Origin of the sequence: Nocardia fusca NBRC 14340, from assembly GCF_001618425.1 — a bacterium.
GTDB classification, from domain to species: Bacteria; Actinomycetota; Actinomycetes; order Mycobacteriales; family Mycobacteriaceae; genus Nocardia; species Nocardia fusca.
The window spans coordinates 39134-64608 of the sequence record NZ_BDCU01000013.1 but is presented as its reverse complement, the minus strand read 5'-3'; the positions used below and the strand labels follow the sequence as shown (position 1 = coordinate 64608).

General features: G+C 69.6%; 18 protein-coding genes. 10 read left to right on the top strand and 8 right to left on the bottom strand.

Annotated features, from left to right (window positions below):
• Nucleotides 1–317: 317 nt before the first annotated feature.
• Nucleotides 318–1409, top strand: coding sequence for a glycoside hydrolase family 183 protein (locus tag NF4_RS04565; protein WP_063126038.1), 1092 nt, complete (start codon nt 318–320; stop codon nt 1407–1409).
• 61 nt (nt 1410–1470) lie between these two features.
• Here the strand turns inward: NF4_RS04565 and NF4_RS39010 are convergent, their stop codons facing one another.
• Nucleotides 1471–4251, bottom strand: a complete 2781-nt coding sequence (locus NF4_RS39010; RefSeq protein WP_232330318.1) for a VanW family protein — start codon at nt 4249–4251, stop codon at nt 1471–1473.
• A gap of 339 nt (nt 4252–4590) precedes the next feature.
• On the opposite strand from NF4_RS39010, the gene gnd reads away from it, so the two are divergent.
• Nucleotides 4591–5622, top strand: coding sequence for a phosphogluconate dehydrogenase (NAD(+)-dependent, decarboxylating) (gene gnd / locus NF4_RS04555; RefSeq protein ID WP_063126037.1), 1032 nt, complete (start codon nt 4591–4593; stop codon nt 5620–5622).
• A 282-nt stretch (nt 5623–5904) separates the two neighbouring features.
• On the opposite strand, the gene NF4_RS04550 is transcribed toward gnd, so the two are convergent.
• The gene (locus NF4_RS04550) at nt 5905–7197 is read right to left on the bottom strand and encodes an acetyl-CoA C-acetyltransferase (protein WP_063126036.1); all 1293 of its coding nucleotides are present in this window, start codon (nt 7195–7197) and stop codon (nt 5905–5907) included.
• A 190-nt stretch (nt 7198–7387) separates the two neighbouring features.
• Here NF4_RS04550 and NF4_RS04545 point away from each other — a divergent pair, with 190 nt between their 5' ends.
• The 3 genes from NF4_RS04545 (at nt 7388) to NF4_RS04535 (ending at nt 10760) form a co-directional block, all read left to right on the top strand.
• Nucleotides 7388–8746 (top strand): 3-oxoacyl-ACP reductase, encoded by a 1359-nt coding sequence (locus NF4_RS04545; RefSeq protein WP_063126035.1) that lies wholly within the window; start codon nt 7388–7390, stop codon nt 8744–8746.
• Complete coding sequence (locus NF4_RS04540) at nt 8746–9606, top strand: MaoC family dehydratase (protein ID WP_063126034.1); 861 nt, start codon at nt 8746–8748, stop codon at nt 9604–9606. The genes NF4_RS04545 and NF4_RS04540 overlap by 1 nt, the downstream gene beginning before the upstream one ends.
• A gap of 317 nt (nt 9607–9923) precedes the next feature.
• Nucleotides 9924–10760, top strand: coding sequence for a DUF418 domain-containing protein (locus NF4_RS04535; protein WP_063126033.1), 837 nt, complete (start codon nt 9924–9926; stop codon nt 10758–10760).
• Nucleotides 10761–11176: 416 nt separating this feature from the next.
• Here NF4_RS04535 and NF4_RS39945 read toward each other — a convergent pair whose 3' ends face one another.
• Together NF4_RS39945 and pgfA are read right to left on the bottom strand one after the other, a co-directional pair.
• The gene (locus NF4_RS39945; protein WP_198165213.1) at nt 11177–11869 is read right to left on the bottom strand and encodes a GNAT family N-acetyltransferase; all 693 of its coding nucleotides are present in this window, start codon (nt 11867–11869) and stop codon (nt 11177–11179) included.
• 112 nt (nt 11870–11981) lie between these two features.
• Complete coding sequence (pgfA, locus tag NF4_RS04525) at nt 11982–13157, bottom strand: cell envelope lipid trafficking protein PgfA (protein WP_063126031.1); 1176 nt, start codon at nt 13155–13157, stop codon at nt 11982–11984.
• A 204-nt stretch (nt 13158–13361) separates the two neighbouring features.
• Here pgfA and NF4_RS04520 point away from each other — a divergent pair, with 204 nt between their 5' ends.
• Complete coding sequence (locus tag NF4_RS04520) at nt 13362–14597, top strand: acyltransferase family protein (protein ID WP_063126030.1); 1236 nt, start codon at nt 13362–13364, stop codon at nt 14595–14597.
• Nucleotides 14598–14606: 9 nt separating this feature from the next.
• Here the strand turns inward: NF4_RS04520 and NF4_RS04515 are convergent, their stop codons facing one another.
• The 3 genes from NF4_RS04515 to NF4_RS04505 all read right to left on the bottom strand — a co-directional run bounded on the left by NF4_RS04515 (nt 14607) and on the right by NF4_RS04505 (nt 17878).
• Nucleotides 14607–15842: a DUF5685 family protein gene (locus NF4_RS04515; protein WP_232330316.1), complete on the bottom strand. Its 1236-nt coding sequence runs from the start codon at nt 15840–15842 to the stop codon at nt 14607–14609.
• 63 nt (nt 15843–15905) lie between these two features.
• Nucleotides 15906–16538 (bottom strand): TetR/AcrR family transcriptional regulator, encoded by a 633-nt coding sequence (locus NF4_RS04510; RefSeq protein WP_063126029.1) that lies wholly within the window; start codon nt 16536–16538, stop codon nt 15906–15908.
• A 161-nt stretch (nt 16539–16699) separates the two neighbouring features.
• Nucleotides 16700–17878 (bottom strand): glycoside hydrolase family 3 N-terminal domain-containing protein, encoded by a 1179-nt coding sequence (locus NF4_RS04505; RefSeq protein WP_063126028.1) that lies wholly within the window; start codon nt 17876–17878, stop codon nt 16700–16702.
• A 103-nt stretch (nt 17879–17981) separates the two neighbouring features.
• Here NF4_RS04505 and NF4_RS04500 point away from each other — a divergent pair, with 103 nt between their 5' ends.
• The 4 genes from NF4_RS04500 to NF4_RS04490 all read left to right on the top strand — a co-directional run bounded on the left by NF4_RS04500 (nt 17982) and on the right by NF4_RS04490 (nt 24310).
• Nucleotides 17982–18494 (top strand): universal stress protein, encoded by a 513-nt coding sequence (locus NF4_RS04500; RefSeq protein WP_063126027.1) that lies wholly within the window; start codon nt 17982–17984, stop codon nt 18492–18494.
• A gap of 31 nt (nt 18495–18525) precedes the next feature.
• Nucleotides 18526–19626: an isochorismate synthase gene (locus NF4_RS04495; RefSeq protein WP_063126026.1), complete on the top strand. Its 1101-nt coding sequence runs from the start codon at nt 18526–18528 to the stop codon at nt 19624–19626.
• Nucleotides 19627–19790: 164 nt separating this feature from the next.
• Complete coding sequence (locus NF4_RS36260) at nt 19791–19961, top strand: DUF2613 domain-containing protein (RefSeq protein WP_081877246.1); 171 nt, start codon at nt 19791–19793, stop codon at nt 19959–19961.
• 68 nt (nt 19962–20029) lie between these two features.
• Nucleotides 20030–24310 (top strand): alpha-(1->3)-arabinofuranosyltransferase, encoded by a 4281-nt coding sequence (locus NF4_RS04490; RefSeq protein ID WP_439956729.1) that lies wholly within the window; start codon nt 20030–20032, stop codon nt 24308–24310.
• Here the strand turns inward: NF4_RS04490 and NF4_RS04485 are convergent.
• The gene (locus NF4_RS04485) at nt 24267–25463 is read right to left on the bottom strand and encodes a polysaccharide biosynthesis protein (protein WP_439956731.1); all 1197 of its coding nucleotides are present in this window, start codon (nt 25461–25463) and stop codon (nt 24267–24269) included. The genes NF4_RS04490 and NF4_RS04485 overlap by 44 nt on opposite strands.
• Between the last annotated feature and the right edge of the window lie 12 nt (nt 25464–25475).

The window sequence follows — 25475 nt, the reverse complement described above, 5'->3', positions numbered from 1 at the left end:
TGCGGGTTGCGTCAGCATTCGATGTCCAGGTCCGATGCCGACCCGGCCGCACCGCTGACCACGTATCTGTTCCATCCATGGAGGCCGCCCGCCCGCGGTGCCGAGTTCAGCGAGGCCCTTGAAGGTTGAGGCCCGTCCCGCCGTTCAGCGCCCGAAGTGCATGCGCCGCAGGCGCGAGTCTCGGGCGCTGAACGGCGGGACCGAGGGGGCCTCAACCCCGCGGCGCCGCAGGCGTCGCCAAAAAACACAGCGCGCTGATGATCATGGCAAGATGGGCCACCGAACCACCTCGCCGCCCCGCATGGAGGACATCGAGAATGACCCCCCGTCCGCTGTCCCTCCTGGTGCGTACCGGGGTCGTCGGTGCCGTCGCGGCCCTGGTCCTGGCCGGTCCGGCGGGCGCGGATCCGAACGATGTGAACCCGATCCCCGGTATCAACGGCGAGCCCCGCGGTCTGCCGACACTGCCCGGGGACACCCAGGCCATCTACCAGGTGACGGGTATGGACAGCCCCAACAGAACTCAGCGGGTGAATGTTCTGGGCACCGATCTGGGGGTGATGTGGGACGACGGAGCCGGCACCATGCTTACCGCCTTCGGTGATTCCGCGGGTCTTGGTGTGCCGAACCTACTGGCCGGCAGTGTGTGGGCGTGGACCAGCAATGCCCTGTTCTTCAGCCACACGAAGGATCCGGCACAGGGCATCGTATTCGACGGCGCGGTCCCGAATCCGCTGCCCAGCCCGAAGATCCCGGGCATCGAGATCAGTTTGATCCCGACCGCCGGTATCTCGGTGGGCGGCGTGCAGTACCTGAGCATGATGTCGGTGAAGGAGTGGGGCGACCACGGTCTGTGGACCACCAACTTCGCTACGCTCGCCGCGTCCGGTGACGGCGGACGGACCTGGGCACAGCTGCCGACCACGCGCCGGGCGAATGTGGACGGCCACGAGCGGTTCCAGCAGAACGCGTTCGTGAAGGACGACGGATTCGTGTACCGGTACGGCACTCCGGCGGGCCGGAATCATCCCGGGTACGTGTCCCGGGTGCGGGAAGCCGATATCGCGAATATCGACGCCTACGAGTACTGGGACGGGCACGGCTGGAAGCCGAACGATGCCAGAGCCGCCGCGCCGGTCGTCGACGGGGTGGCCGAGCTGTCGGTGCAGTGGAATGACCATCTGCGCAAGTTCGTGATGCTGACGACCGATCCGTACAACTCGGTGGTGCTGCGCACCGCGGACACGCCGGAGGGACCGTGGAGCACGCCCCGGGTGCTGCTGGAAGCGGCCGCGCTGCCGACGGCCTACGCGCCCATGATCTTCCCCTACCAGACCGGCAGCGACCTGTACTTCCTGCTCACCGTGCATCGCCAGTACAACGTGCTCCTGATGCGCACACCGCTGTAACCCTCTCGGAAACGACAGTGCCCGCCCCGGCCAACTGCCGGGGCGGGCACTGTTCGGTCTCTCAGCGCGAACCGGGACGACTGCTGGGCCGGCTGCTGGGGGTGGTGCTACCGCTGGGCCGGCTGCCGCCGCTCGGCTCGTCGCTGGATTCCTCCGGCTTCTTCTCGTCCGGTGACTCGCATTTGACCTCCGGCACCGGATCGTATTTCACGGTCCGGGTGTGGCGGGAGACCTCCGCGCCGGTATTGATATCGGTGATCACCCGAGTGTCGGAGATGGTGAACCCAGGAGCGCCCGTGGAGGCGATGCAGTCGTCGCCCGCGGGCAGGGTGATGGTTTCCGGTTCCGTCGGCTTGGTCTTGTCACCGGTGATCGATTCCACGTTCACCGTTTTGGTACCCCAGATGCGAACGGTCACCTCGGAGCTGTCGGCGAAGGCTTGGATGTAGACGCCGTGCGGGGTGTTGTTGCGGAACTGGAGGTCGATGGCGCCGTCGAACACGGTCGCTTCGCGGGCCGCCGGATAGCGGGAGATGTAGTAGCTGTGTTCGGTGTGGCCGGCGTCCTCCAGGCCCGCGAAATAAGCCGCGTTGTAGAGGGTGGTGGCGAACTGGCTGATCCCGCCGCCCACGGCCTTGCTGGGCCGGCCGTGATCGATGATGCCCGATTCCACATAGCCTTCGGCGGCGGTACGCGGACCGGTGTGGGTGTTGAGTGAGAAAGTATCGCCGGGCTTGACGACCGCACCGTCGACCTCCTGCGCGACCGTGCGGATGTTCACCCCGGAGGGGCCGCTGAAACCGCTGGTGGTGAACTCGCCCATCGTTTCGTTGATACCGAGCGCCTCGGCGGCCTGCGTGGTGAGCTTGGGTTCGATCCGCTCGTAGATCGCCGGTGTGGTGCGCGGGGCGCCGGTCGCGGCGAGCATCGCCGGCAGCTGCTCCAGCGTCTTGGCCCAGTTGATCTTGTCGCCGACCACGGCGGGCACCACGGTGGGCGCACCGGAAAAGGTGAAGGTCGCGTCTTTGGGTTCGACCTCCGTGGAGGCCAGCTGGGGGGCGAGCAGGTCGGTGGCCACCTTGTGGTCGAACTCGACCCGCAGCCCGCCGTGCCCGTCCGGTACGAAACCGACGATGGTGGCGATCTGTTCCGGACTCAGAGCGGCAGTGGCGTCTCCCTTACCGGTGTAGGACACCGGCGCGCTCACCGCGGGTTCGGCGATCTGGTGCATGGCCGCATCGATCGCATCCTGGCGGACGGCGGGCGGCGCCACGGCGACCGGCAGATCCAGGGTGCTCGCGGTCGCCCACTGCTCGATGATGACCGTGCGGGCCGCGCCGAGGTCCAGGACCCGGCCCGAGACGGGGTTCACCTCGACCGGCCGTGTGCCCTCGAAATGGATACCACCTTCGACGGGCGGCTGGTCGTGCACCTTCAGTTCATCGAAGGTCCGGCTCAGCGCCGCTTCGTCGACCGAACTGGCCACCGTGACCTTGCGGGTGGCCACGAAGGACAGCAGCCGCGAAGCCGGGTTGAGCGGCTGACCGCCTACTCGCTCCCAGGTCGCCTCCCAGTCCACGCCGAGACCGGCCGCGGCCGGAACCAGCTGGGTCTGCACATCGGCGATCTTCACCGGGACGACTTCGCCGGAACGCGGGTCGAGGGTCTCCTGCAGTTTCGCGCGGGCGTCGTCTTTGTCCAGCCCGCCGACGGCGACCCCGGCGACCTCGACGCCGCGCGGAATCTTGCCCGAGGTCATCACCAGGTCGGCGATATAGCCCACGAGCGCGACGCCGAACACGATGGCGGCGACCAGCACGACCCGCCGGGCGTTCGCGGAGTCGCGCAGCCAGCTCCGGGCGGCGGAGAAACGACCGTTGTCGTCACCGGATCCACCGGTGCCGCGCCCTCCACCCGGACCGCCCGGCGGCGCGGGCGGACCGGATCTGTCGCCGTGCGACAGGATATCGGCGCTGGTCGGATTGTTCGGGTGACCCGGCCAAGATGACGGTCCCCCGGAGAGCCGCTGGGTGAGTGCGCTCGAATCGAAGACCTCGGTCGGCGCGTCGTCCGGATCCGCGTCGGCGAAAGTGGCGGGTGCGGGCGCGGCGGTGGGCAGCGGGAACTGCTGGGTGGTGTACTCGGGCCCGGTGGGGTCGGCCGGGGCGGGGCCGGGTGGAGTGGACGGTCCGGGACCGGGGCGCCGAGCGGGGCCGGGCGGCCGAGCCGGACCGGCAGGCCCGCCGGAACCCGAGGGAGCACCGGGGCCCGGAGAAGATCCGGGACCGGAGGGCGCCGTCGAGTCGGGGCCGTGGGAAGGCCTGGCATCCGAGGCCACTGCCGGTCCGGGAACGTTGGACGGCCGGGCACCCGTGGGAGCTGCCGGTCCGGGACCCGTGGCAGGCCGGACACCGGTAGCCGCCGCCGGTCCGGGACCCGTGACAGGCCGGACACCGGTAGCCGCTGCCGATCCGGGACCGGACGGTGCCGGGGCGCCGGGACCGCGGCCGGGCGGTCCCGGTTGGGCGGGGCGGGGGGCTTCCGGATTGGGGGGCGGGGTGTGGGGAGAACCGCCGCCGGAATCCGAACCCGAACCCGAGGGGGCCTGGCCCTGCTCGGACCGCTGCGCGGCGGAACCGGCGCGGGGGTTCAACCAAGAGCTGCCGCCACGCCAGCCGGGGGCGACATTGTCGGCCTGTTCGACCGGTTCGGTCGGTGCGGACGGCTGCTGCCCCTGCTGGGCGCGGCCGGTATCGAGCAGCTGACGTAGGCCGCCGTCGACCGGCAGCGGGCGGCCGTGGTCGCGTCTGTCACCTCGGTCGGTGTTCGATTCGCTGCTCACGAACCGTCCTCCCCAATCGATACTTCGGGGACTCGCGGGCTGCGAGCCTTCGCCAACGATAGTTGTCCGAACTGTAATCTTCAGTGCCGGATCGATCACAGCTGCGCCATCTGGATAGCCACTGGCGTCGCAGTTGGGACATATCGCCCGAACAAAGCCCCGGACAGCAAAGTGGCCCCGTGCAGTCGCCGGGTCGGGGGTCAGGCGAATGCACGGAGCCGACCGGTATATCGGCGCCACGCGCGGGTCGTTACACACGAACTCGGCGAAAGTTCTCGAGGGGCGGGCACAATCGGGGGCGGCATGCGATCCGACCTCTATGAGTAAAGGGGACGCGAGATGCAGTTGGGCATGATCGGGCTCGGCCGGATGGGGGCCAATATCGTGCGGCGGATCGTCGCGGCCGGTCATACGGCGGTCGGCTGCGAACGCCACGCCGACGTGATAGACGCTCTCACCGCCGAACTCGGCGACAGCTTCCGGGGCAGCACCGACCTGGCGGAATTCGTCGCCGACCTCGACACCCCCCGCGTGGTGTGGGTGATGATCCCGGCCGGTCTCACCGGTCGCACGGTCGACCAGCTGGCGGAATTGCTGGAGCCCGGCGATATCGTCATCGACGGCGGCAACAGCCGGTACCACGACGATATCGCCCGGGCCGCGCAACTCGCCCCCCTCGGTATCCACTACCTCGATATCGGCACCTCGGGCGGAGTGTTCGGCCGCGACCGCGGGTTCTGCCTGATGATCGGCGGCGAGCCGGAGCCGGTGCGGTACCTGGAACCACTGCTGCGGGCCATCGCGCCCGGCGTCGCGGCCGCGCCGCGGACCCCGGGGCGGACGGGGGAGCCCGGACCGGCCGAAGAGGGTTATCTGCACTGCGGTCCCGCGGGGGCGGGCCATTTCGTGAAAATGGTGCACAACGGGATCGAGTACGGCGTCATGGCGGCCTACGCCGAGGGGTTCAACATCATGCACAAGGCCGACTACGGCAACCGCGCCGGCGGCGAGTACTCCGCGGAGGAGACCCCCCTCGAACATCCGGAGTACTACCGGTACGACATCGATATCGCGGAGGTCGCCGAGGTCTGGCGGCGCGGATCGGTGGTGGCGTCCTGGTTGCTCGACCTCACCGCGACCCAACTGCACGCCGACCCGAATCTGGATTCCTTCGGCGGCCGGGTCTCCGATTCCGGAGAGGGACGCTGGACCCTCGACGCCGCGGTGGATATCGGAGTACCGGCTCCGGTGCTCTCGGCGGCGCTGTTCCAGCGTTTCGCTTCACGCGGTGAATCGGCGTACGCGGACAAGGCCCTGTCCGCGATGCGCGAAGCCTTCGGCGGGCATCACGAGCTGCCCGGATCGGGCTAGGCCGTCGACCACGACGAGCGGCCGGCGCGAGCTTCACCGACCGGCTCGTACCGCCGGCCGCCGGGATCACCGACGGTGATACCGCTCGCCGGCGCGAACCTTTCTCGTTCGATATCGACGATCACGCAGAAGGGACCACAGATGCGCGAGACCGGGCCCACCAGAAATAGGGGTGCCCCGACCTTCCCGATCGGGGCACCTCCTTTCCCCTGCGCCGGTCCGGGGCCCGCCGCGGCTGTGGGCGCTTCCCTCACCCGCCGGACGGACCCGGACCCGGCCGGTTCAGCGCTCGAGAATGGCGACCACGCCCTGACCGCCCGCGGCGCAGATGGAGATGAGCGCCCGGCCCGACCCCTTCTCCGCCAGCTGTTTGGCGGCCTGAGCGACGATCCGGCCGCCGGTGGCGGCGAACGGGTGCCCGGCGGCCAGCGAGGAACCGTTGACGTTCAGTTTGGTGCGGTCGATCGAGCCGAGCGCCCCGTCGAGGCCGAGCCGCTCCTTGCAGTACTGGTCCGATTCCCAGGCCTGCAGGGTGGCCAGCACCACCGAGGCGAAGGCCTCGTGGATCTCGTAGAAATCGAAATCCTGCAACGTCAGCCCGTTGCGGGCGAGCAGCCGCGGCACCGCGTAGGTGGGGGCCATGAGCAGACCGTCGGGGCCGTGGATGTAGTCGACGGCGGCGACTTCGCTGTCCACCAGATGCGCGAGGACCGGCAGGTTGCGCTCGGCCGCCCATTCGTCGCTGGACAGCAGCACCGCCGACGCGCCGTCGGTGAGCGGGGTGGAATTGCCCGCCGTCATGGTGGCGTCGCCCAGCTTCACCCCGAAGACCGGCTTCAGCGTGCCGAGCTTCTCCAGCGAGGAGTTCGGGCGCAGGTTGTCGTCGCGGGTGAGCCCGAGGAACGGGGTCACCAGGTCGTCGAAGAAGCCGCGCTCGTACGCGGCGGCCATGTTCTTGTGCGACAGATAGGCCAGTTCGTCCTGGGCGTCGCGGGAGACCCCGAATTCCTTGGCCGTGATGGCGGCGTGCTCGCCCATCGACAGGCCGGTACGGGGTTCGGCATTGCGCGGGATCTCGATACCGAGCATGCCCGGGCGCAGCTGACCGACCAGTTTGAGCCGCTCGGCATTGGTGCGGGCGCGGTTGGCGTTCAGCATCCACTCGCGCATCCGCTCGCTGACCCCGATGGGCGCGTCGGAGGTGGTGTCGGTGCCGCCACCGATACCCACCTCGATCCGGCCGGCCGCGATCGCGTCGCCGACGGTGACGACGGCCTGCAGGCCGGTACCGCAGGCCAGCTGCAGATCGTGGGCGGGGGTGTAGGGGCTGAGCCGGCTACCCAGCACGCTCTCCCGGATCAGGCCGTGCTCACCGACCCGCTTGAGCACCGCGCCACCGGCGACCATGCCCAGCCGTTCCGATTGCAGGCCGAAGCGGCTCACCAGTCCGTCCAGCGTGGCGGTGAACATGTCCTGGTTGGAGGCGTGGGCGTAGGCCTTGTCGGAACGCGCGAACGGGATGCGGTTACCGCCGAGGATCGCTACCGGACGGGTCGAACGGGATGTGGTGGTCACTCGGGTCTCCCAGGTTGTCGAGTTGGCGAGAGGGTCGGGTGCTCCGGGCCCGGGCCGCGGCTGCGCGCCACGGCGTCCGACGCCCGCCCGCGCTCGGTTTACGATAAACTTACTCCGGAGTAAGTTCAATGTCGACACCGCCTCCGGCGACTCCCGACACCACATCGAGCAACAGGAAAAGGTGGGAACTGTGGCAGCCAAGAGCAAGGGTGCACCCAACCTCTATGGATCGTTCGTCAACTCCGCGCCGGGCGGGTTCCTCGCGAACAAGCTGGGCCTGCCGAAGCCGGAGAAGTTGCGGCGCTACGTGCCCGGCGAGCCGCCGCTGCCGGGACCGGTGCTGCTGGGCGGTAAGGGCCGGGTCGCCGAACCGCTGCGGGCACTGCTGGCCGAGGGATACACCTTCGCCGATTCCCTCACCGCCGGAACCAAATACGGCGCCCTGGTCTTCGACGCCACCGGTATCGGCAGCATCGAGGATCTGTCGCAGCTGTTCGAGTTCTTCCAGCCGGCGATGCGCAGTATCGCGCCGTCGGGCCGGGTCCTGGTCATCGGCACCACACCCGAACTCGCCGGCAGCGTGGACGGCCAGATCGCCCAGCGCGCGCTCGAAGGCTTCACCCGGTCGGTGGGCAAGGAGCTGCTGCGCGGCGCCACCGCGCAGCTGGTGTACCTGCACCCCGACGCCTCCCCGGCGGCCACCGGCCTCGCCTCGACCCTGCGGTTCGTGCTGTCCGCCAAATCGGCGTTCGTGGACGGTCAGGTGATCCGCGTCGGTAAGGACGACGCGGTCGCGCCCGCGAACTGGGACAAGCCGCTGGACGGGAAGGTCGCCGTGGTCACCGGTGCCGCCCGCGGGATCGGCGCCACCATCGCCGAGGTCTTCGCCCGCGACGGCGCGAAGGTCATCGTCGCCGATATCCCGGCCGCCGGTGAAGCGCTGACCGAGACCGCGAACAAGGTGGGTGCCACCGCACTGGCACTCGACGTCACCGCGCCCGACGCCGCGCAGCGGCTCGCCGAATTCGCCACCGAACGTTTCGGCGGAATCGACATCATCGTGCACAACGCCGGGATCACCCGGGACAAACTGCTGGCGAATATGGACGAGGACCGCTGGAACGCCGTCCTGAACGTGAACCTGGCCGCGCCGCATCGCATCACCCAGGGCCTGGTGGCCGCGGGCGCGCTGAAGGAGGGCGGCCGGGTCGTGGACGTCTCCTCCATCGCGGGTATCGCCGGTAACCGCGGGCAGACCAACTACGGCGCCTCCAAGGCCGGGGTCATCGGCATGGTGAACGCCGAGGCGCCGGAACTGGCCGCCAAGGGCATCACCATCAACGCCGTGGCGCCCGGTTTCATCGAAACCGCCATGACCGCCGCGATCCCGCTGGCCACCCGGGAGGGCGGTCGGCTGATGGCCTCCCTGAACCAGGGCGGCCAGACCGTGGACGTCGCCGAAACCATCGCCTACTTCGCCAGCCCGGCCTCGAACGCGGTGAACGGCAATATCGTCCGGGTCTGCGGCCAGAGCATGATCGGCGCGTGATGACCGAGACCATCACCCTCGACGCACCGCCGAAGAACGGCGGCCTGTATGCACAGGCCGTGCTCGGCGCGATACCGCTGGTCTCGGCGCGAAAATCCGAGATCCCGGACCGCGCCGTCCGGCTCGACGGCTACCGGGTCGACCCGGAACACCTGGCGGCCTACTGCACGGCCACCGGGCTGCGCTTCGGCGACACCCTGCCGCTGACCTACCCGTTCATCATCACCTTCCCGCTGGTGATGAAACTCGTGGTGCAGCGCGACTTCCCGTTCGTGGCGGTCGGCGCGGTGCACGCGGAGAACCTCATCGAACGCACCCGGGACATCTCGTTGAGCGAACCGCTCGATATCACCGCGCATATCGAGAATCTGCGGGAACACCCCAAGGGCCTGCTGGTCGACGCGATCAGCGAGATCCGGGTCGGCCGGGAGCTGGTGTGGCGGCAGGTCACCACCTTCCTGCACCAGCAGAAGACCTCGCTGTCGGGCGGACCGAAGCCCGAACCGAAACCCGAGGAGGTGCCGCCGCCCCCGCTGCGGACGTGGAAGGTGGACCAGAAGACGATCACCCGCTACGCGAACGCCTCCGGTGATCAGAACCCGATCCATACCTCGGCATTGGGTGCCAAGGCTTTCGGCTTCCCCCGGGCGATCGCGCACGGGATGTGGTCGGCGGCAACGATCCTCGCGACCGTCGAGGGCCGGATCCCCGACAAGGTCTCCTACGCGGTGAAATTCGGCAAACCGATCCTGCTGCCGTCCACCGTGAACGTCTACGCCGACCAGGTCGAGCAGGGCTGGGACCTGGCTCTGCGGCACCCGACGAAGGGCTTTCCGCACCTCACCGCCACGCTGCGCTGACGGGCCGCACGCGAGCCCCGCTCCGAAATCTTCGGGGCGGGGTTCCGACCCCGGCATCCTCAGGGCCACGCTGACCGAGGATCGGTGGCGCACGATCGCGCCGTATTCGGTCACTCGTTCGCTCGACCCGACCGGTGCGGGTCGGGCACGATGGACGATGCGCTGGAAGCCTGCGGTCAACGCGTTCGCTGACCGCAGGCCCGACGCCCGAACTTTCTGAGGGAAACCGCCGGAAACGCCTTTAGTGAGATAGTCCCGCAGGGCCCGGACACCTCTCTCATCAAAGCGTCGGGCAATGCCGATGACGGGTCGCTTTCGTGGGATCGCGGATCAGCGGCCCCGTGCTCCTGACCGTCTACGGTCTGGTTGCGCTGACTTTCGCGGGAGTTCTGCGCTTCCGCGATCGGACCCTGGTTCTGTTGGCGTTGGCTTGGTTGCCGTTGGGTGCGATCATCCGAGCCGTGATCGCCGCCGATCAGGTCCTCACCGGACAGAGCGGCAACCCGCCGATACCGGACGGATTCGTCGGTCAGGTCGTCTTCCGCCTCACCACGTTCGCGGCCATCGGGGTGGTGATGTTCGTCAGCACCGTCGTCCCGTTTCTCGTCGGAATCCTGGCGGCACGGCACCACCTCTTGGAAGAGCAGGCGAAACATATGCGCCTCCTCCGAGTGAGCGCCGTCGCCGGTATCTCCCTGGGCATACTGGGCGGCGTGCCCTTGGCATTGTTCGAAGCCGGCATGTGGAGAAGTTATTCACCGCTGGATGCCCTGCTCTCCGCCGGAATTCATCAGCTGACGGGTTATGCGGGCGGACTCGGTTACGCAGCTCTCATCGCCTTGGTAGCACTCGGCCTTGCCGACCGGCGGGGCCCGGTGACGACCGCCCTGGCTGCTCTCGGCGAACGTTCCATGACCTTCTATTCGGCGCAGTCGGTCGCGTGGACGGTGTTATTCGCCTCGTACACGCTCGACCTGCCAATTCCCTACCCTGCTGCTGCCGTCGGCGTCGGGACGGCCGTGTGGCTTGCCACGGTGGTCCTCGCCGATTCGATGCGCCGCCGGGGTATGCGTGGGCCGGCGGAGGTCGCACTGCGTCGGCTCAGCTATGGCAAATCTCGCGCGCGACAGCGAGTTCGATACAGCGAGCGCTGAACGATGACGCTTGTCACCCGGCACACTCTGCGACTACGACAGGGGCCCGAGGTCGTGGGCGTTATGGCAACCAGCCCCGGTTCCTTGTGGTCGGCGTGCCTCGGTCGACCAGCTCGTCTCGGCCGGGCTTCGATCTCTCATCACGGACGGAAGCCGCGCTGCGCCGACCTCCGCCTACGAGGCTCGGACACCTTCATGTACCTGGTGACACGATCGTTGGGGCACTCCGATTCGCTCGAAACGCGAGCCGAGCATACTGATTCCGGTGATCATGGGCGCCTGGAGGTCGCGAAGACGGCAACAGCAAGGGGACTGTTGCTCCGATAACTCACCTAGCGTTCAGCTCGGATGCTCGGGAACGCCCTGTTACCGCGCCGGATTCGGTAGAGCGGAGCCCGTCGAGGGCCGGGAAAGAACTAGAAAATCGGTAACCGTGGTTTCGTCTGCCAATGACGTCCGCGCAGCGGCCGCCAATGTCGCCCGCGCGATACCGACTCGCGTTGGAGCCCATGCACTGGATGGGCGTGACGCTCTGCGAAGTGCTCGGCCGTGATACTCATATGGACCATATATCTGATGTGCCCGCGAAGAACCTCGTCATCGGCAATGCACCCTTGTTCACGGAATCCCACGATGCCGTGCAGTATCAAGGAGCCGATATTGCCGCTGTAGATCCAAATGTCACATTTATGGTATGCGTGTTCGTCGAACATATATCCGAGTAGCAGCATTATTGATTCTGTCGCGTAGCCGCATCGCCGGAACATGGACGCAATGCCGATGGTGTAGCTGAACGACTTGGTCTCTGAATCGATCTCGCGAACGTGTAGGGACCCGACAACCCTTCGGCTGTACAGAGACTCGATCGCGAACTGGCGATCGCCGCATCGATCAGCCGTAGTTTTCCTATGCGTTGCCCAGTATTGATGACCGCCTACTCGTGCCCCGTCCGATGCTGTGGCGGTTCGGGCGAAACGAACGAACGTCGCATGGTCGGCCGGTTCGACGTAGCGTAACCGAGTCTTCCTCCCCAGAAGACTCGAGGGAAGTGTTGAGGTCGAGCCGACGTAGGTCTGAGAACTCCAGTACAAAGAAGGCGTAACCAGCACGGCTCAGGATATCAACGTCGGCCTTGGACGCGGCTACATGCGCTACGCACTGCCCCGCAAACCAGAGCGCCCCGGACCTTACGGTCCGGGGCGCCTCACTGTGTTCGTACGCTCAGAGATTCTTCGGGAGTTTGATGGTCTCCGTCGGGGCGTCCGCGTTACCCGTACGAGGCAGCGTGGTGGTCGGTGCGTCATCCGATGCGGCGACCGAGGAGCCCCCGGTGGGGCGCCGGGCCGGACCGGTGGGCCGAGCCGGCCGACCGCCGCGACCGCCGGTGATACCGAGCACGAGTCCGGCGATCAGCGCGAGTGCGCCGAGGATGCCGAAGACGATCGGCAGGACCCGGCCGAACAGCGACAGCTTGTCGATATTGTCCTTGGCCACCGCGAGCTGGGATTCCACGGTATCGGTGTCGAAGACCATATTGGCCTTGAGCGCGGGCACCTCCACCTTGTCGGCGGTGCGGCTGTAGAAGATGTTGAGCTGTTCGCCGCCCTTGACAATGGTGCCGGTCTCCGGCTCCACCCAGACGTCGCGGGTGTTGCCGTAGAAGCGGTACATGGTGACCGGTTCCTCGCCACCCTCGACGCCCCACTTGGCCGCCGGCAGCTCCAGCTTGTTGGTCGGCGCCTTGGAGACGTCGGCCAGCTTGGTCACCGGGACCTGCTGCCGGAAGTGGTAGACCTTGGTGCCGTTGATCTCGGTCTCTTCCTGGAACTCCATATCGGTGGTGGTCCGGGCGAGCACGTCGAAGTACGGGTAGGTCTTCTTCTCGGTGCCGATCGGGAACCGGTATTGCAGCCCTGTGTGCTGCACCGGATCCGCGAGCGCCTCGCCCTTGGAGTTCGTGGTGATCGCGATCGAGCCGTTGGGATCGGCGGCCACCGGCTCACCGGTCTTGCGGTCGATGGTGACCCGGTCGACGTAGGCTGTCAGCACGCCGGTGTCGCCGGATTTGTCGATCCGGCGCAGGGTGTTACCGGCCTGGATGGTCATCTCGTCGGCGTCGGAGGGATCCTCGACCGTGAGAAACCGCTGGGAGACCAGCGGCACGTTCTTGTTGACCTCGGCCGAGCGCCCCTCGGCCGTCAGCGACGAGGAATCCAGGACCAGGCTCTCCTGATCCTTCTGATTGACCGCGACGGTGGTGATCTCGAGGTCGAGAGGAGTCTTGGCCATCTTGCTGACGGTGTAGGTGGGGATCATCAGCGCGGCGACGATCAGCAACGCGCCGAGACCCACGAGCACGCAGGCAACCGTCCTTCTGGTTCCGGCACTCAGTGCCATGCAAACTCTCCTCGTCGTAGAACACAGGTCGTTCCGCGGGTACAGCGGGGGGCGCCGCGGCACTCGTGAGCCCTGACACTAACAGCCTGGAGGTTACCCAGGGGTTGGCGAGGCCGGAATCCGACCGAAAACGGGGGGAGTCTAACCCGCATTGTGAAATACCGTCTTCCTACGAGCACGGACGGCCCGGCAGACTGGGACCCGATGACGACCACCCCGACCACCGATACCGGCCCCTGGCCACCCGCCGAACAGGCAGAACGCCGGGCCGGACCCGGTCACGGCCCGGCTCCCGCGGGGACGGCGCCGGTACCCGTCGGGCGTCAGCGGGGCTTTCTTCCCGCACTCGAGGGTATGCGCGGTCTGGCCGCCCTGGGCGTACTGCTCACCCATGTCGCCTTCCAGACGGGTGCCACCGGGATTCCGACACTCGGCCGCCTGCTGGAACGCTTCGATATGGCGGTCGCGGTGTTCTTCGCGCTGTCCGGTTTCCTGCTGTGGCGCCCGCACGCGCTCACCGCCCGCGGACTCGGCGACGCCCCCGGTCTCGGCTACTACCTGCGCCACCGGGTGGCTCGGATCGTTCCCGCCTACTGGGTCGTGGTGTGCGCTGTGCTGATCCTGGTCCCGGCCGCCGCCGGTACCGCCGGGTTGCAGGTGTGGATATCCAACCTGCTGCTCCTCCAGGTTTTCGTACCGCTCACGCTGACCGACGGACTCACCCAGATGTGGAGTCTGTCGGTCGAGGTGGCCTTCTATATCGCGCTGCCGCTGCTGGCCTGGCTGCTGCACGGATTGCGGGGCCGCGCGGCCGCGGCACGGGTACCGGCCGTCCTGACGCTCGGGCTGGTCTTCCTGGGCTGGAACTTCATCCCGGTACCGACCCCGGATGCCATCCACGCCGACAACTGGTTACCCGCCTATATCCCCTGGTTCGCGGGCGGCATGCTGCTCGCCGAGCTGACCTGCGACGACCGGCGGCGAGCGCGCCTGCGGCTGCTGGGCAACCAGCGGTTGATGTGGGCGATCGCCGCCGCCGCTTTCGTGGCGTCGGCGACCCGCCTGGGCGGAGTCGCCGGGCTGACCCGGGCCGAACCCTGGCAGTACGCCGCGAAGATGGGCCTCGGCGCGGTGATCGGGTTCGCCCTGCTGGCTCCGCTGGTGCTGGGACCGCCCGGCAAACCGCATCGCTGGCTGACCGCGGCGCCGGTCGCGATGGCGGGACGCTGGTCCTACGGGATCTTCATCTGGCATCTCGCCGTGCTGTCGGTGATCTTCCCGGTATTCGGCATCCTGCCGTTCAACGGCAGTTTCGGGGTGGTGCTGGTACTGACGGTGGCGTTCACACTGCCGATCGCCGCGGCGAGTCACGCCCTGGTGGAGGAGCCGTGCCGGCAGTGGGCGCGGCGGCGGGACCGGCCGCGCGCCGCGAAAACCTGATCCGCCGGCTCAGCAGTCGCACCCGCAGCCGTCGCAACAGCAACCGTCACCGCAGCAGCTCCCGCAGTCACTGCAGCAACTGCAGCAATCGCAGCAGCTGCCGCAGTCGTCACAGTTACACCCCCGCCCGACCCAGGACTCCTTCCGTTCGCCGCTGCACGGCCGGGTGTGCTCGGCACAGCACGCGTAACCGGTGCAGTACTGGGTGCAGATCAGCTGGATGGACTCGGCGACCCCCGGCCGCTGCGGGCCGGCGGGTGCCTGCGGGTCGATGAGGCGGATACCGGCCGGGTTCTGCCCAGCGGAATCGGTGGGCGGCGGCGCGATGGTGCGGCCGAGCCGGCGCAGTGCGGTGGTGAGCGGATCGAGTAGTGCCCAGCGCAGCGTCGGCAGACCGGTCAGGCCGGCGGTCCCCAGCGACGACCGCAGCGAACGATGGGATTCCCGGACGAGCGCGTAGGCCTCGGCCCGCGTGGTGCCGGTGGCGGTGAGCGGATTGAATCGATCCGCGGCGGCGTCGGCGTGATAGTCGGTGAGCGCGTCGGCCAGATGGGCGATCCGGCCGAACTCGTCTCCCGCGGCGCGCAACGCCGCCACATTGTCCGGACGATCGGCCAGTACCGCGGTATGGGCGAAGAACTCCGCGGCGCAGCGGCGGCTGGCGTGGGTCAGTTCGTCGAGGGCGGCGGCACCGGCCGGCCCGGCCCCGGCGGCGAGCCGGCGTTCGGCGCTCGCCTGGGCCTCGATGGCCGCCACCAGCGGAGCGATATCCAGACCGATGGCCGCGGCCCCGGCGTGCGCGCCCGCCGACCAGCCGGTCGCGATCCGCCGCATGGGACGGTGCAGCCGGGGGCGGGTGTCACCGTCGTCGATATGGTCGGCGACCTTGGCGGAGCCGAGGAGCAGGGATGCCGTGGCGGCGAGCCGGACCGGCGCCGAGGTGCCGACCGGAACCCGTGCGGTGCGCATTCCGCGCAACGGGCACGGTCCCGCGGTGCGGCGCGCGGCGGGTGCCGCGGCCTGGGCCTCGGTCAGCAGCGCGAGCACCACCGCGTCGGTATTGGTCGCACTCCGGGCCAGCTGTCCGTGCCCGTCGCGCAGCCCCAGGCACAGACCGCACATATGGGCCTGCCAGAGCTGTGGGTCCACCCCGTATTTCGCGGCGCCGTGCCGGCACGGCCGCAACATTCCGAACACTGTGCCCTCCCGGCCGGATGCGTCCTCCGCGACATCCGTTGCGCGCATCGAAAATACGGAGCGCGCGGGCCCGGCGCAACCGGGAAAGCGCCACTGAGCGGGCGATACGAACTATTCGGGCAACTTGTCCGTTTCCGCGGTGTCCGCCGCGCCGGGTTTGCGGCCGGCCAGACCGCGCCAGGCCAGCGCGTCGAGCAGATCCACGGCCTCGGCCACCTCGATACGGCCGGCCGCGACGGAATCGGCGATGGCCTCCCCCGCGCCGATCACCGCGACGGCGACGATATCGAAGTTGGTCCCGGGTTCGGCGTGTTTGGCGCTGGACTCCAGCAGCTTGGCGGTCAGCTCGATGACCCGCTCCCGGGCGTTCTCGATCTCCGAGGCGAAGGCCTGCTGCCCGAGCGCCTGGCGATAGAGGACCTGCCAGGAGTTGCGGTGGGCATCGACGAAACCGAGGAAACCCTCCAGCGCGGTGCGCAATTGTTCGTGCGGGCTGAGCAGCGGGTTGCCGGCGGGTGCGACCGATTCGAGGAAACGCAGGCCCTCCCGCTGGATACAGGCGCGGAACAGTTCGTCCTTGGAGCCGTAGTAGAGATACAGCATCGGCTTGGAGATCTCGGCTTCGGCGGCGATGGCGTCCATGGAGGTTTCGTGGAAGCCCTTGCGCGAGAAGACCTCGACCGCGGCATCGAGCATCTGCTGCTCGCGCACCGCTCTCGGAAGCCTTTTCGTACCGCCCGCCATCACGTCTCCTACCGCAGTGAGCCCATTATATTACTCCAAAGTAAGTTCCCCAGGACCGAAACCACCGGCCGCGATACCCGCGCGCCGGTGTTCTTCCGGTAGGCGGCCGGAAACCCCCGGCCCGTCATCCCGGCGCCGGACCCGTGGCCCGGCCCGGACCGTCAGCAGGTGCGGGGGACCCGCTTGTAGTCGGCCATCCGCAGCACCGAGGCGTCCACCCGCTCCATCGGCAACCGGCCGGCCGCCACCGCCTGCTCCAGCTGATCGAGCACCTGGCCCACGGCATCGGTACTGATCCAGAGCGCATTGTCCGCGCCCGCCACGAGCGCGGCCTCCACCGCCTGCTCGATGGACAGCCGTTCGGTGATCGCGGCCATACCGCTGAGATCGTCGGTGAAGATCACGCCGTCGAAGGGTGCCGCCCCATAGCCGGAACCCTCGCGCAGCAGCGCCATCACCTCCGGGCTGATACTGGCCGGGACGCCCGGGGTGGTCAGCCCGGGAACGTCGAGATGACCGACCATCACCGCCGAACCCGTATCGATCAGCTCACGGAACGGCACCAGGTCGCTGGTGCTCAGATCCGACAGCGGCGGCACCTGCACGGCGCCGAGATGGGAATCGCCGGTACTGGAACCGTGGCCCGGGAAATGCTTGAGCACCGTCCCGAGACCGACCTCGTGCATGGCCCGGATGTAGGCGTCGGCGTATTCGGTGACCACGGCCGGGTCGTCGGAGAACGAGCGGTCACCGATCACCGAATCGTCGGGCTGGGAGCTCACATCGATATCGGGGGCGAAATCTACCGTGATCCCCAGGTCCTGCATGGCCCGCGCCCGGTCCAGGGTCGCGGTGTAGAACTCGTCGGGCGTCATGGTCTGTGCGGTGACCCGGGCCGAGGGCGCGGTCCCGATGAGATTCCCGAGACGCGACACCCGGCCGCCCTCCTCGTCGGTGGTCACCATGAGCGGCGTTTTCGCCGCGGCCGTCACCTGCGCGAGCCCGCCGTCGGTGAGCATCGACTGATCGGTCCAGCTGCCGACGAAGATCCCGCCGACCTGATGGTCGCGTACCACGGCGAGCGCGTCGTCGGTACCGGTCACCCCGACGGTGAGCAGCTGCGCGAGCTTCTCCCGCGTGCTGAACTGCGCCAGGTAGCGGGCGGAGCAGTCGCCTTCGGTAGTGGTCGGGCCGGCCGCGTCACCGGTCGCGGCCTCGGGGCTCGTACCGGCGCCCGGGGTCGCGGTGGTACCGGTACCGGAGCCGCCGCTCTCGGTGCCGGAACAACCGGTGAGGAGCGCGGCGAGCACCGCGAGCAGGACCAACGGTATCTTCCGCATCGTTCGACGGTAGCCCGCGCGGCCCGGCCGCGACACTTCGGATCGGCTTCCGGACAGAGGTAATCTGGTAACACCGTCAGGAGTACACCCCGGAGGAGCTGCGATGCCCTGCGATCTGATGCTCATCGCCTACGACGGTTCCGAACACGCCAAACGCGCGATCGAATACGCCGGACGGTTCCTGGCCGCCGACCGCGCGGTGGTCCTCACCGCCTGGGAGCCGATGGTGCGCCAGGCCGCCCGGATCTCGGGTATCTCCGGGATGGTCCAACCGGAATGGGTGCCCGACGAGGAACTCGAGGACATCGCCTACACCACCGCCCGCGATATCAACGCCGAAGGCGTGCACCTGGCCGCGCTCGCGGGGCTGAACGCCGAGGCGCGCCTCCAGGAATACGCCGCCAGTGCCTGGCAGGCGGTCGTGGAGGTCGCCGACGAACTCGACGTCGACATCATCGTCGCGGGTACCCGGGGGGCGACCGGGTTGCGCGCGCTGGTGCACAGCAGCGTGGCCGACGCCGTGCTCAAGCACTGCCACCGCCCCGTTTTCCTGGTTCCCCCGGTGCAACCGGCCGGCGCGCGGAAAACCGGGCACGACGACCACGCCGCGAAATAGGGGCGCCGCGGGCGTGGCTTACGGTCGGGTCATGACCGGGTTCCTGCTGGCACGCCCCGACGGCGTGGTGCGCGGCACCGGTGTGCGCACGGTGCACCGCGATCCATGGCAGGCCGCGTCCGCCCTCCGCGAGGGCACCGCCGCGGCGATCGCCGGGGCGCTACCGTTCGATCCGCGACACCCGGCCGCGCTGGTAGAGCCCGGCGAACTCCTGCACACCGCGGGTCCATGGCGCCCGGCCGCGCTCCCGGAGCTGCCGCGGGTAGAGGTCGTGGAGCAGACGCCGAGCCCGGCCGAGCACCGCGCGCGGGTCGCGCGATTGGTGGAACTGCTGACCGAACCCGCCCCTCGCCTGCGCAAAGTGGTGGCCGCCCGCTCCGTACGCGCCACCGCGGCGGCCGTACTGGACCCCGAGCTGCTCGCCGCGTATCTGCTGACGCGGAACCCGCGGGCGAATGTCTTCGCGGTCGATCTCACCCCCGCCGGCCGTACCGGCGCGACGCTGATCGGCGCGAGCCCGGAACTACTGGTCCATCGCCGGGGCACGGCCATCGAGCTGTACCCGCTGGCCGGCACCCTGCCCCGGCTCCCGCACCAGGTGGCCGATTCCGCGCAGGCCGATCGGCTGACGACGAGCGCGAAAAACCACGCCGAACACGCGTTCGTCGTCGACTGGATCACCGAACGACTGTCCCCCGTATGTATCGGCCTGTCGGTGCCGGAGCGGCCGCGACTGGTCGCCACCCACGATGTATGGCATCTCGGGACGCCGATCCACGGCGTGCTGCGGGCGCCGGCGCCCAGCGCCCTCGAACTGGCCCTGCTGCTGCACCCGACCCCGGCGGTCTGCGGTACCCCGACCGCCGACGCGCTCGAATACCTCACCACCCACGAAGAGGACCGCGGATTCTACGGCGGCGCGGTCGGCTGGTGCACCGCCGACGGCGACGGGACCTGGGTGGTCGCCATCCGCAGCGCGGAACTGGCCGCGGGCGGCCGCGAGTTGCGCGCCCACGCCGGCGGCGGCATCGTCGCGGCCTCCGAACCCGCGGCCGAACTGGCCGAGACCACCGCCAAACTGCGCACCCTGCTCGGCGCCCTCGACTGCGCCGTACCACCGGACAACGAGTGAGTCGGGGCGTCCGGAGGCAGGGCTGCCGTGGGCCGGCGCGGACCGCGATCGGGCCCGGCCGGCGGCAACCGTTAGGGTGAAACGCCCGACGGTGCCTACCCGTACCCGGCAGGTCCTGCTAGGTTGGCCCAGATGTCTGCCTGCTTCGAGTTTGGAGTGCTGCGATGAAGTTTGCTGTCCCCGGTGTTGCAAGTGCGGTCGGCGGCGCCCTGCTGGGCGCCATCGCGGTCTTCGCCATCACCGCCGCGCTGCAGCAGGACAGCCGGCCGGAAGTCGACCGCAGCGGTAACGCGGACAGCTCGCTGCTGAACAGCGTCGAATACGGCAAGCGCTGAGACCCGGCCCGATCTCGTCCCGTCCCCGCCGGAGCCTGTCGGCGGGGACGGCAAACGTCTGACCCACGGTGCCCGTCCAGTCCGATCCCGTCGAACCTGCCGACGCGGCCCCCCGCTCCACCCTCGACGCGGCGCCCACCGATGAACTGGGCCGCCGCTGGTTCCTCGGCACCGCGTTCTCCGCTTTCCTGCTGACCTTCCTGCAGGCCCCGGGCCTCACCGCCGCCGACACCAAATACGATCTCGCCGAGAATCCACTCGGTTTCCTCGCCCGTGCCGCCCACCTGTGGAGCAGCCAGGCGCCGATGGGCCAGGTCCAGAACCAGGCCTACGGATACTTCTTCCCGCACGGCGCGTTCTTCGCGCTCGGTGATGTGCTGCATCTGCCCGCCTGGGTCACCCAGCGGATCTGGTGGGCGCTGCTGCTGCTCGCGGGTTTCTGGGGCGTGGTCAAACTCTGCGAAACCCTCGGGATCGGCAGCCGCGGATCACGGGTGGTCGCGGCCGCCGCCTACGCCCTGTCCCCCCGGGTGCTGACCACCGTCGGCTCGATCTCCTCGGAAACCCTGCCCATGATGCTGGCGCCGTGGGTCCTGCTCGCGCCCGCCGCGCTGGGCACCGCCTACCGCAGGCATCGGCGCGGCGGCGCGCGGTCCCCGGCGGGCAGCGCGATGGCGCTGGCGCTGATGGGAGCGGTGAACGCGGTCGCCACCCTGGCCGCCTTCCTGCCCGCGCTGCTGTGGTGGGCCAGTTTCCGGCCCAACCGCGCATGGTGGCGGTTCACGCTGAGCTGGGTGCCGCTGCTCGTCCTGGCAGTGGCCTGGTGGGCGGTACCGCTGCTGTTGCTGGGCCGGGTGAGCCCGCCGTTCCTCGACTACATCGAATCCTCCGGGGTCACCACCCAGTGGGCATCACTGGGTGAGGTCCTGCGCGGCACCGACAGCTGGACACCGTTCGTCTCTCCGGAACGAATCGCGGGCGCGGTCCTGGTCACCCAGCCCGCCGCGGTGCTGGCCACCGGGCTGATCGCCGCGGCCGGGATGGCCGGGCTGGCGCTGCGGTCCATGCCGGCCCGCGGGCGGCTGGTGCTGATCCTGTGCGTCGGGCTGACCGGTATCTGCGCGGGTTATGTGGGGCAGTTGGGCGGACCGTTCGCCGAACCCATCCGCGTCTTCCTCGACTCCGGTGGCGCACCGCTGCGCAATGTGCACAAACTCGAACCGCTCATCCGGCTGCCGCTGGTGCTGGGCATCGCCCAATTGCTGGCCCGGGTACCGCTGCCGGCCTCGGTCCGGCCGCAGGTGTGGCGGGCGGCGTTCGCCAACCCGCACCGCGACCGCCGGGTCGCGGTCGCCATGCTGATCCTCGCGGCACTCGCGCTGTCCAGTTCCCTGGCCTGGACCGGGAAGCTCGCGCCGCGCGGCGCCTACGACGCGGTCCCGCCCTACTGGCAGCAGACCGCGGACTGGTTACGTGCGAACGCCGCCGACACCCGGGCCCTGGTGGTCCCCGGCGCCCCCTTCGGCAGCCAGGTGTGGGGCCTGACCCGGGACGAACCCCTCCAGGCGCTGGCGCAGACCCCGTGGGCGGTACGGGACGCGGTCCCGTTGAACCCGCCCGGCACCATCCGGGCGATGGATTCGATACAGCGGTTGATCGCCGACGGCCGGCCCTCCGACGGTCTGGCCGCCGCACTGCGCGGGCAGGGCATCGGGGTACTGGTCCTGCGCAACGATCTCGATCCGGACACCTCCCGCTCCACCCGCCCGCTGCTGGCGCACAACGCGGTGGAGGGGTCGCCGGGGCTACACAAGGTCGCCGAATTCGGGAAGCCGGTGGAAAACGATTCCGGCCGCGACGATTTCGTGGTCGACGCGGATCTGCGGCCCGACTACCCCGCGGTGGAGATCTATCGGGTCGACGCCCCGGCGCCCGGCACCCCCGCCGAGGTGCGCGGCGGAACCGGCGCACCGGAACGGTTCCCCGGCGCCTACACCGTGCCGCTCGAATCGGTACCGGTGGTCCAGGGCGGGCCGGAGGTGCTGGAAAGACTGCATCGCGACCCCGCGACCTCGCACGAACCCACCCTGCTGGCCGCCGACGCCGCGGCCGCGGGCCTGCCGGCGGGCCCGGTGACGGTGACCGATACCCCGATGAACCGGGAAACCGATTTCGGCAGGGTGGACAACCACAACTCCGCGCTGCGGGCCCCCGGCGACGCACGCCACACCCACAACCTGGCCCCCGACTACGACGTACCGGGCGCCGAACTGGTGCAGGGCGGCTGGACCGGGGCCACCATCACCGCGTCGAGTTCGGCGGCCGACGCGACGCAGATCGGCGGCGCCGCCCCCGGCAACTCGACCGCCGCCGCCGTGGACGGCGACCCGGCGACCGCCTGGATCAGCAACGCGGGCGAATACGCCCTGGGTCAATGGCTCCGGCTCGAACTCGACAAACCGTTCACCTCGGGTCTGCTGCGGTTCACCACCACCCCCGCCGCCATCGGCGATCCGGTGAAATGGGTGGAGGTGCGCACCAACAACGGCAGTGTCTCGGCGCGGATCAGCGAACCGGGCGAACCGGTTTCGGTGGCGCTGCCGGTGGGGTCCACCGAATGGGTGAAGATCACCGCCATCCGCACCGAACGCGGCACTACCGGCGGCCAGTTCGGGATCAGCGAACTGGGGCTGGAGGACTACACCGTGCGTGACGCCGGCGTCCCGGTCGAGATCCGGCACCGGACCGTCCTCCCACCGCCACCTCCGGGCGCGACGGTCACCGGGTGGGATCTGGGCCAGGAATTCCCCGGGCGCAGCGCGTGTTTCGACAGCCCCGATCGCGTCCGCTGCGGTAAGGGCCTGGCGCTGGCGCCCGAAGAACTGGGCCCGTTCGGCCGGACGCTCTCCGTTCCGGCACCGGCCACCGTCGAACCGCGGCTCATGGTCCGCCCGCGGCAGGGTCCCGCGCTGGAAGCACTGCTGACCGACCCGGCGCGCCCCGTGGCACGCGGCGCCTCCGATGTGGGTGATCTGCGCGGTTCCGCATTCGCCGCCACCGACGGCGACCCCCGCACCAGCTGGACCGCGCCGGAGGACACGGTCCGCGACACCCTGGGGCCCAAACCCGCGCTGACCATCGAACTTCCGGAGCCGACCCTGGTGACCGGCCTGGAATTGACGCCTTCGCTGGGCGGCCTGCCCGCCGCGCCCACCTCGGTCACGGTGAACCTGGGCGACGGCCCGCAGGTCCGGGAGATCGAGGAACCCCACGAGGTCTCCCGGATCGATCTGCATCCCAAGGTCACCGACCGGATCGAGTTGAGCATCCGCAGCTGGGAAGCCGTGCTGGACCGGACGGCGCTCGGCTATCACCAGGCCCAACCGCCCGGGCTCGCCGAAATCGGGGTCCTGGGCCCGCAATATCCGCCGCCCGCCCCGGCGGACCGGCCGGTGACCGTCGGTTGCGACGCCGGGCCGACCATCGCGGTCGGCGGCCGCCTGGTCCACACCAGCGTCACGGCCACCGTGGGCGAACTACGTTCCGCCGACCCGGTTCCCGCTCAGGTGTGCCCCGACGCGCCGCAGGACGCGGCCGCGTTCCCGGCCACCGCGCCCGGTGCCGTACAACCGGTCTCGCTGCCCGTGGGGGACGTCGACCTGCTGGTCGCGCCCACGGAACTGTTCTTCGTCGACCGGCTGCGCCTGGTGAACACCCAGCCCGCCGCCCCCGCCCCGAGCACCGGCACCCGCCTGCTGACCCTGCCACTGAGTACCAATACCGGCTGGTCGGCCCAGAGCGCCGACGGCCGCGAACTGCAGCCGATCGTGGTCGACGGCTGGCAGCAGGGCTGGTTGCTGCCCGCCGATACCACCGGCCCGGTGACCGTCTCCTTCCCGATCGACAGTTGGTACCGGCTCGCGCTGCTTCTCGGCCTCCTGCTGCTGCTCCCTCTCATCGCCCTCGCCGTGCCGCGCCGCCCCCGCACCGAGCCGGTGGTGGCGGCGCCGGGCGTATGGTCACCGCGGATACCGGCCGCGCTCGCCCTGATCGCCGCCGCGACCCTGATCGCCGGAGTGACGGGCACGGTACTCACCGTCGCGGGCCTGGCGGCCGTGCGATTCGTGCCCCGGCTGCCGCGCCGCGCCCTCGCCGCGGTCGCCGGAGCGGGCACGGCGGTCTCGGCCGCTGCACTGTCCACCGGCCCGTGGCGGATGCCCGGCGGTTATATGGGTGATTCGCTGTGGGTCCAGTTCCCGGCCCTGGTCGCGGTGGTCGCGGTCGGGCTGGCGGCGCTGCCCCGGATCAGGCGGGAGCCGGAACCCGGCGACCCGCCGCCGTCCGGATGACCAGTACCGCGACGAGAGTCGTGGTCACGGTGGCCACGGACGCGACCGTGGCGATCAGTCCGGTGACACTGCTCGCCAGAGTGAGCACGAGCACCACCTCCACCAACAGACCCGCCCACGCGATCCCCGCCAGCGCCGTCCGCTGCACCGCGATGGCCGACAGCAACGCCCCCTGGAGTACCGCCAGCATCGCCCCGTGCAGTGCGAACAACCACAGCAGGCCCTCGATCGGGGCGTAGTCCCGGCCCGCGAAAATCGGCGCCAGCGGGGCGGCCAGCGCCGCGCCCAGCACGGCGACCACCCCGATGCCGGAGAGAACGGCGAGCGCCGAGCGCACGGCCGAACCGGACGAGGCCGGTTGCGCCATCCGCGGATACAGCACCACCCCGACCGCCTGCGGTAACCAGAACGCGACCTTGGTGGCGATCGTGCCCAGCGCGTAGCGGCTGGCATCGGGTTCGTCCAGCACTATGCGGACCACGATGAGATCGGCCGAAGACAGCGCCATCAGCGCCGCCTGGACCTGCGCGGCCTGCAGCACCGCGAACACTCCGGCGAACCCACGCGCGACACCGGGCGTCACAACGGACGCCGCGGCGGAGCCTTCCGCCGATTCGCCTCCCGGAACCACCGGCCGTCCGCTGCCCGCCACCACCCGGGCGTATACCGCGGCGGCGGCGATGCCACCGGCGGCCGCCCACAGCGCCGGGGTCGCGCCGCCGCCGCAGGCGAGCACCACCAGCGCCGGAACCACCTTGGCGATACCGGTGACACCGAGCACCACCGCCAGACCACGGAACCGGCGCGACCCTTGCAGCACCCCCTGGTCCCCGGCCAGCACCACCAGCGCGGGCGCCGAACCCAGTGCTGCCGCCGACGCCGCGATACCGACCTCCAGCAACGCACTCACCACCGGTACCAACACCACGACCGCCACGGCCACCAGCAGCGCGCACCGCCGGCGCAGCGCGCGCAGCGCGGCGATATCGGCACCGTGCACCAGCTCGCGTGCCACCACGTTCTGCAGGGCCAGCGCGGGTACCGCGCACAGCAGCTGCACGGCGAGCAGGCTGGCGAACTCGCTGTATCCGGCCACGCCGAGCCAGCGTCCGGCCAGCAGCTGCAGCAGATAGCTCGCGATATTCGCGGTCATCGCCCCCGCGGT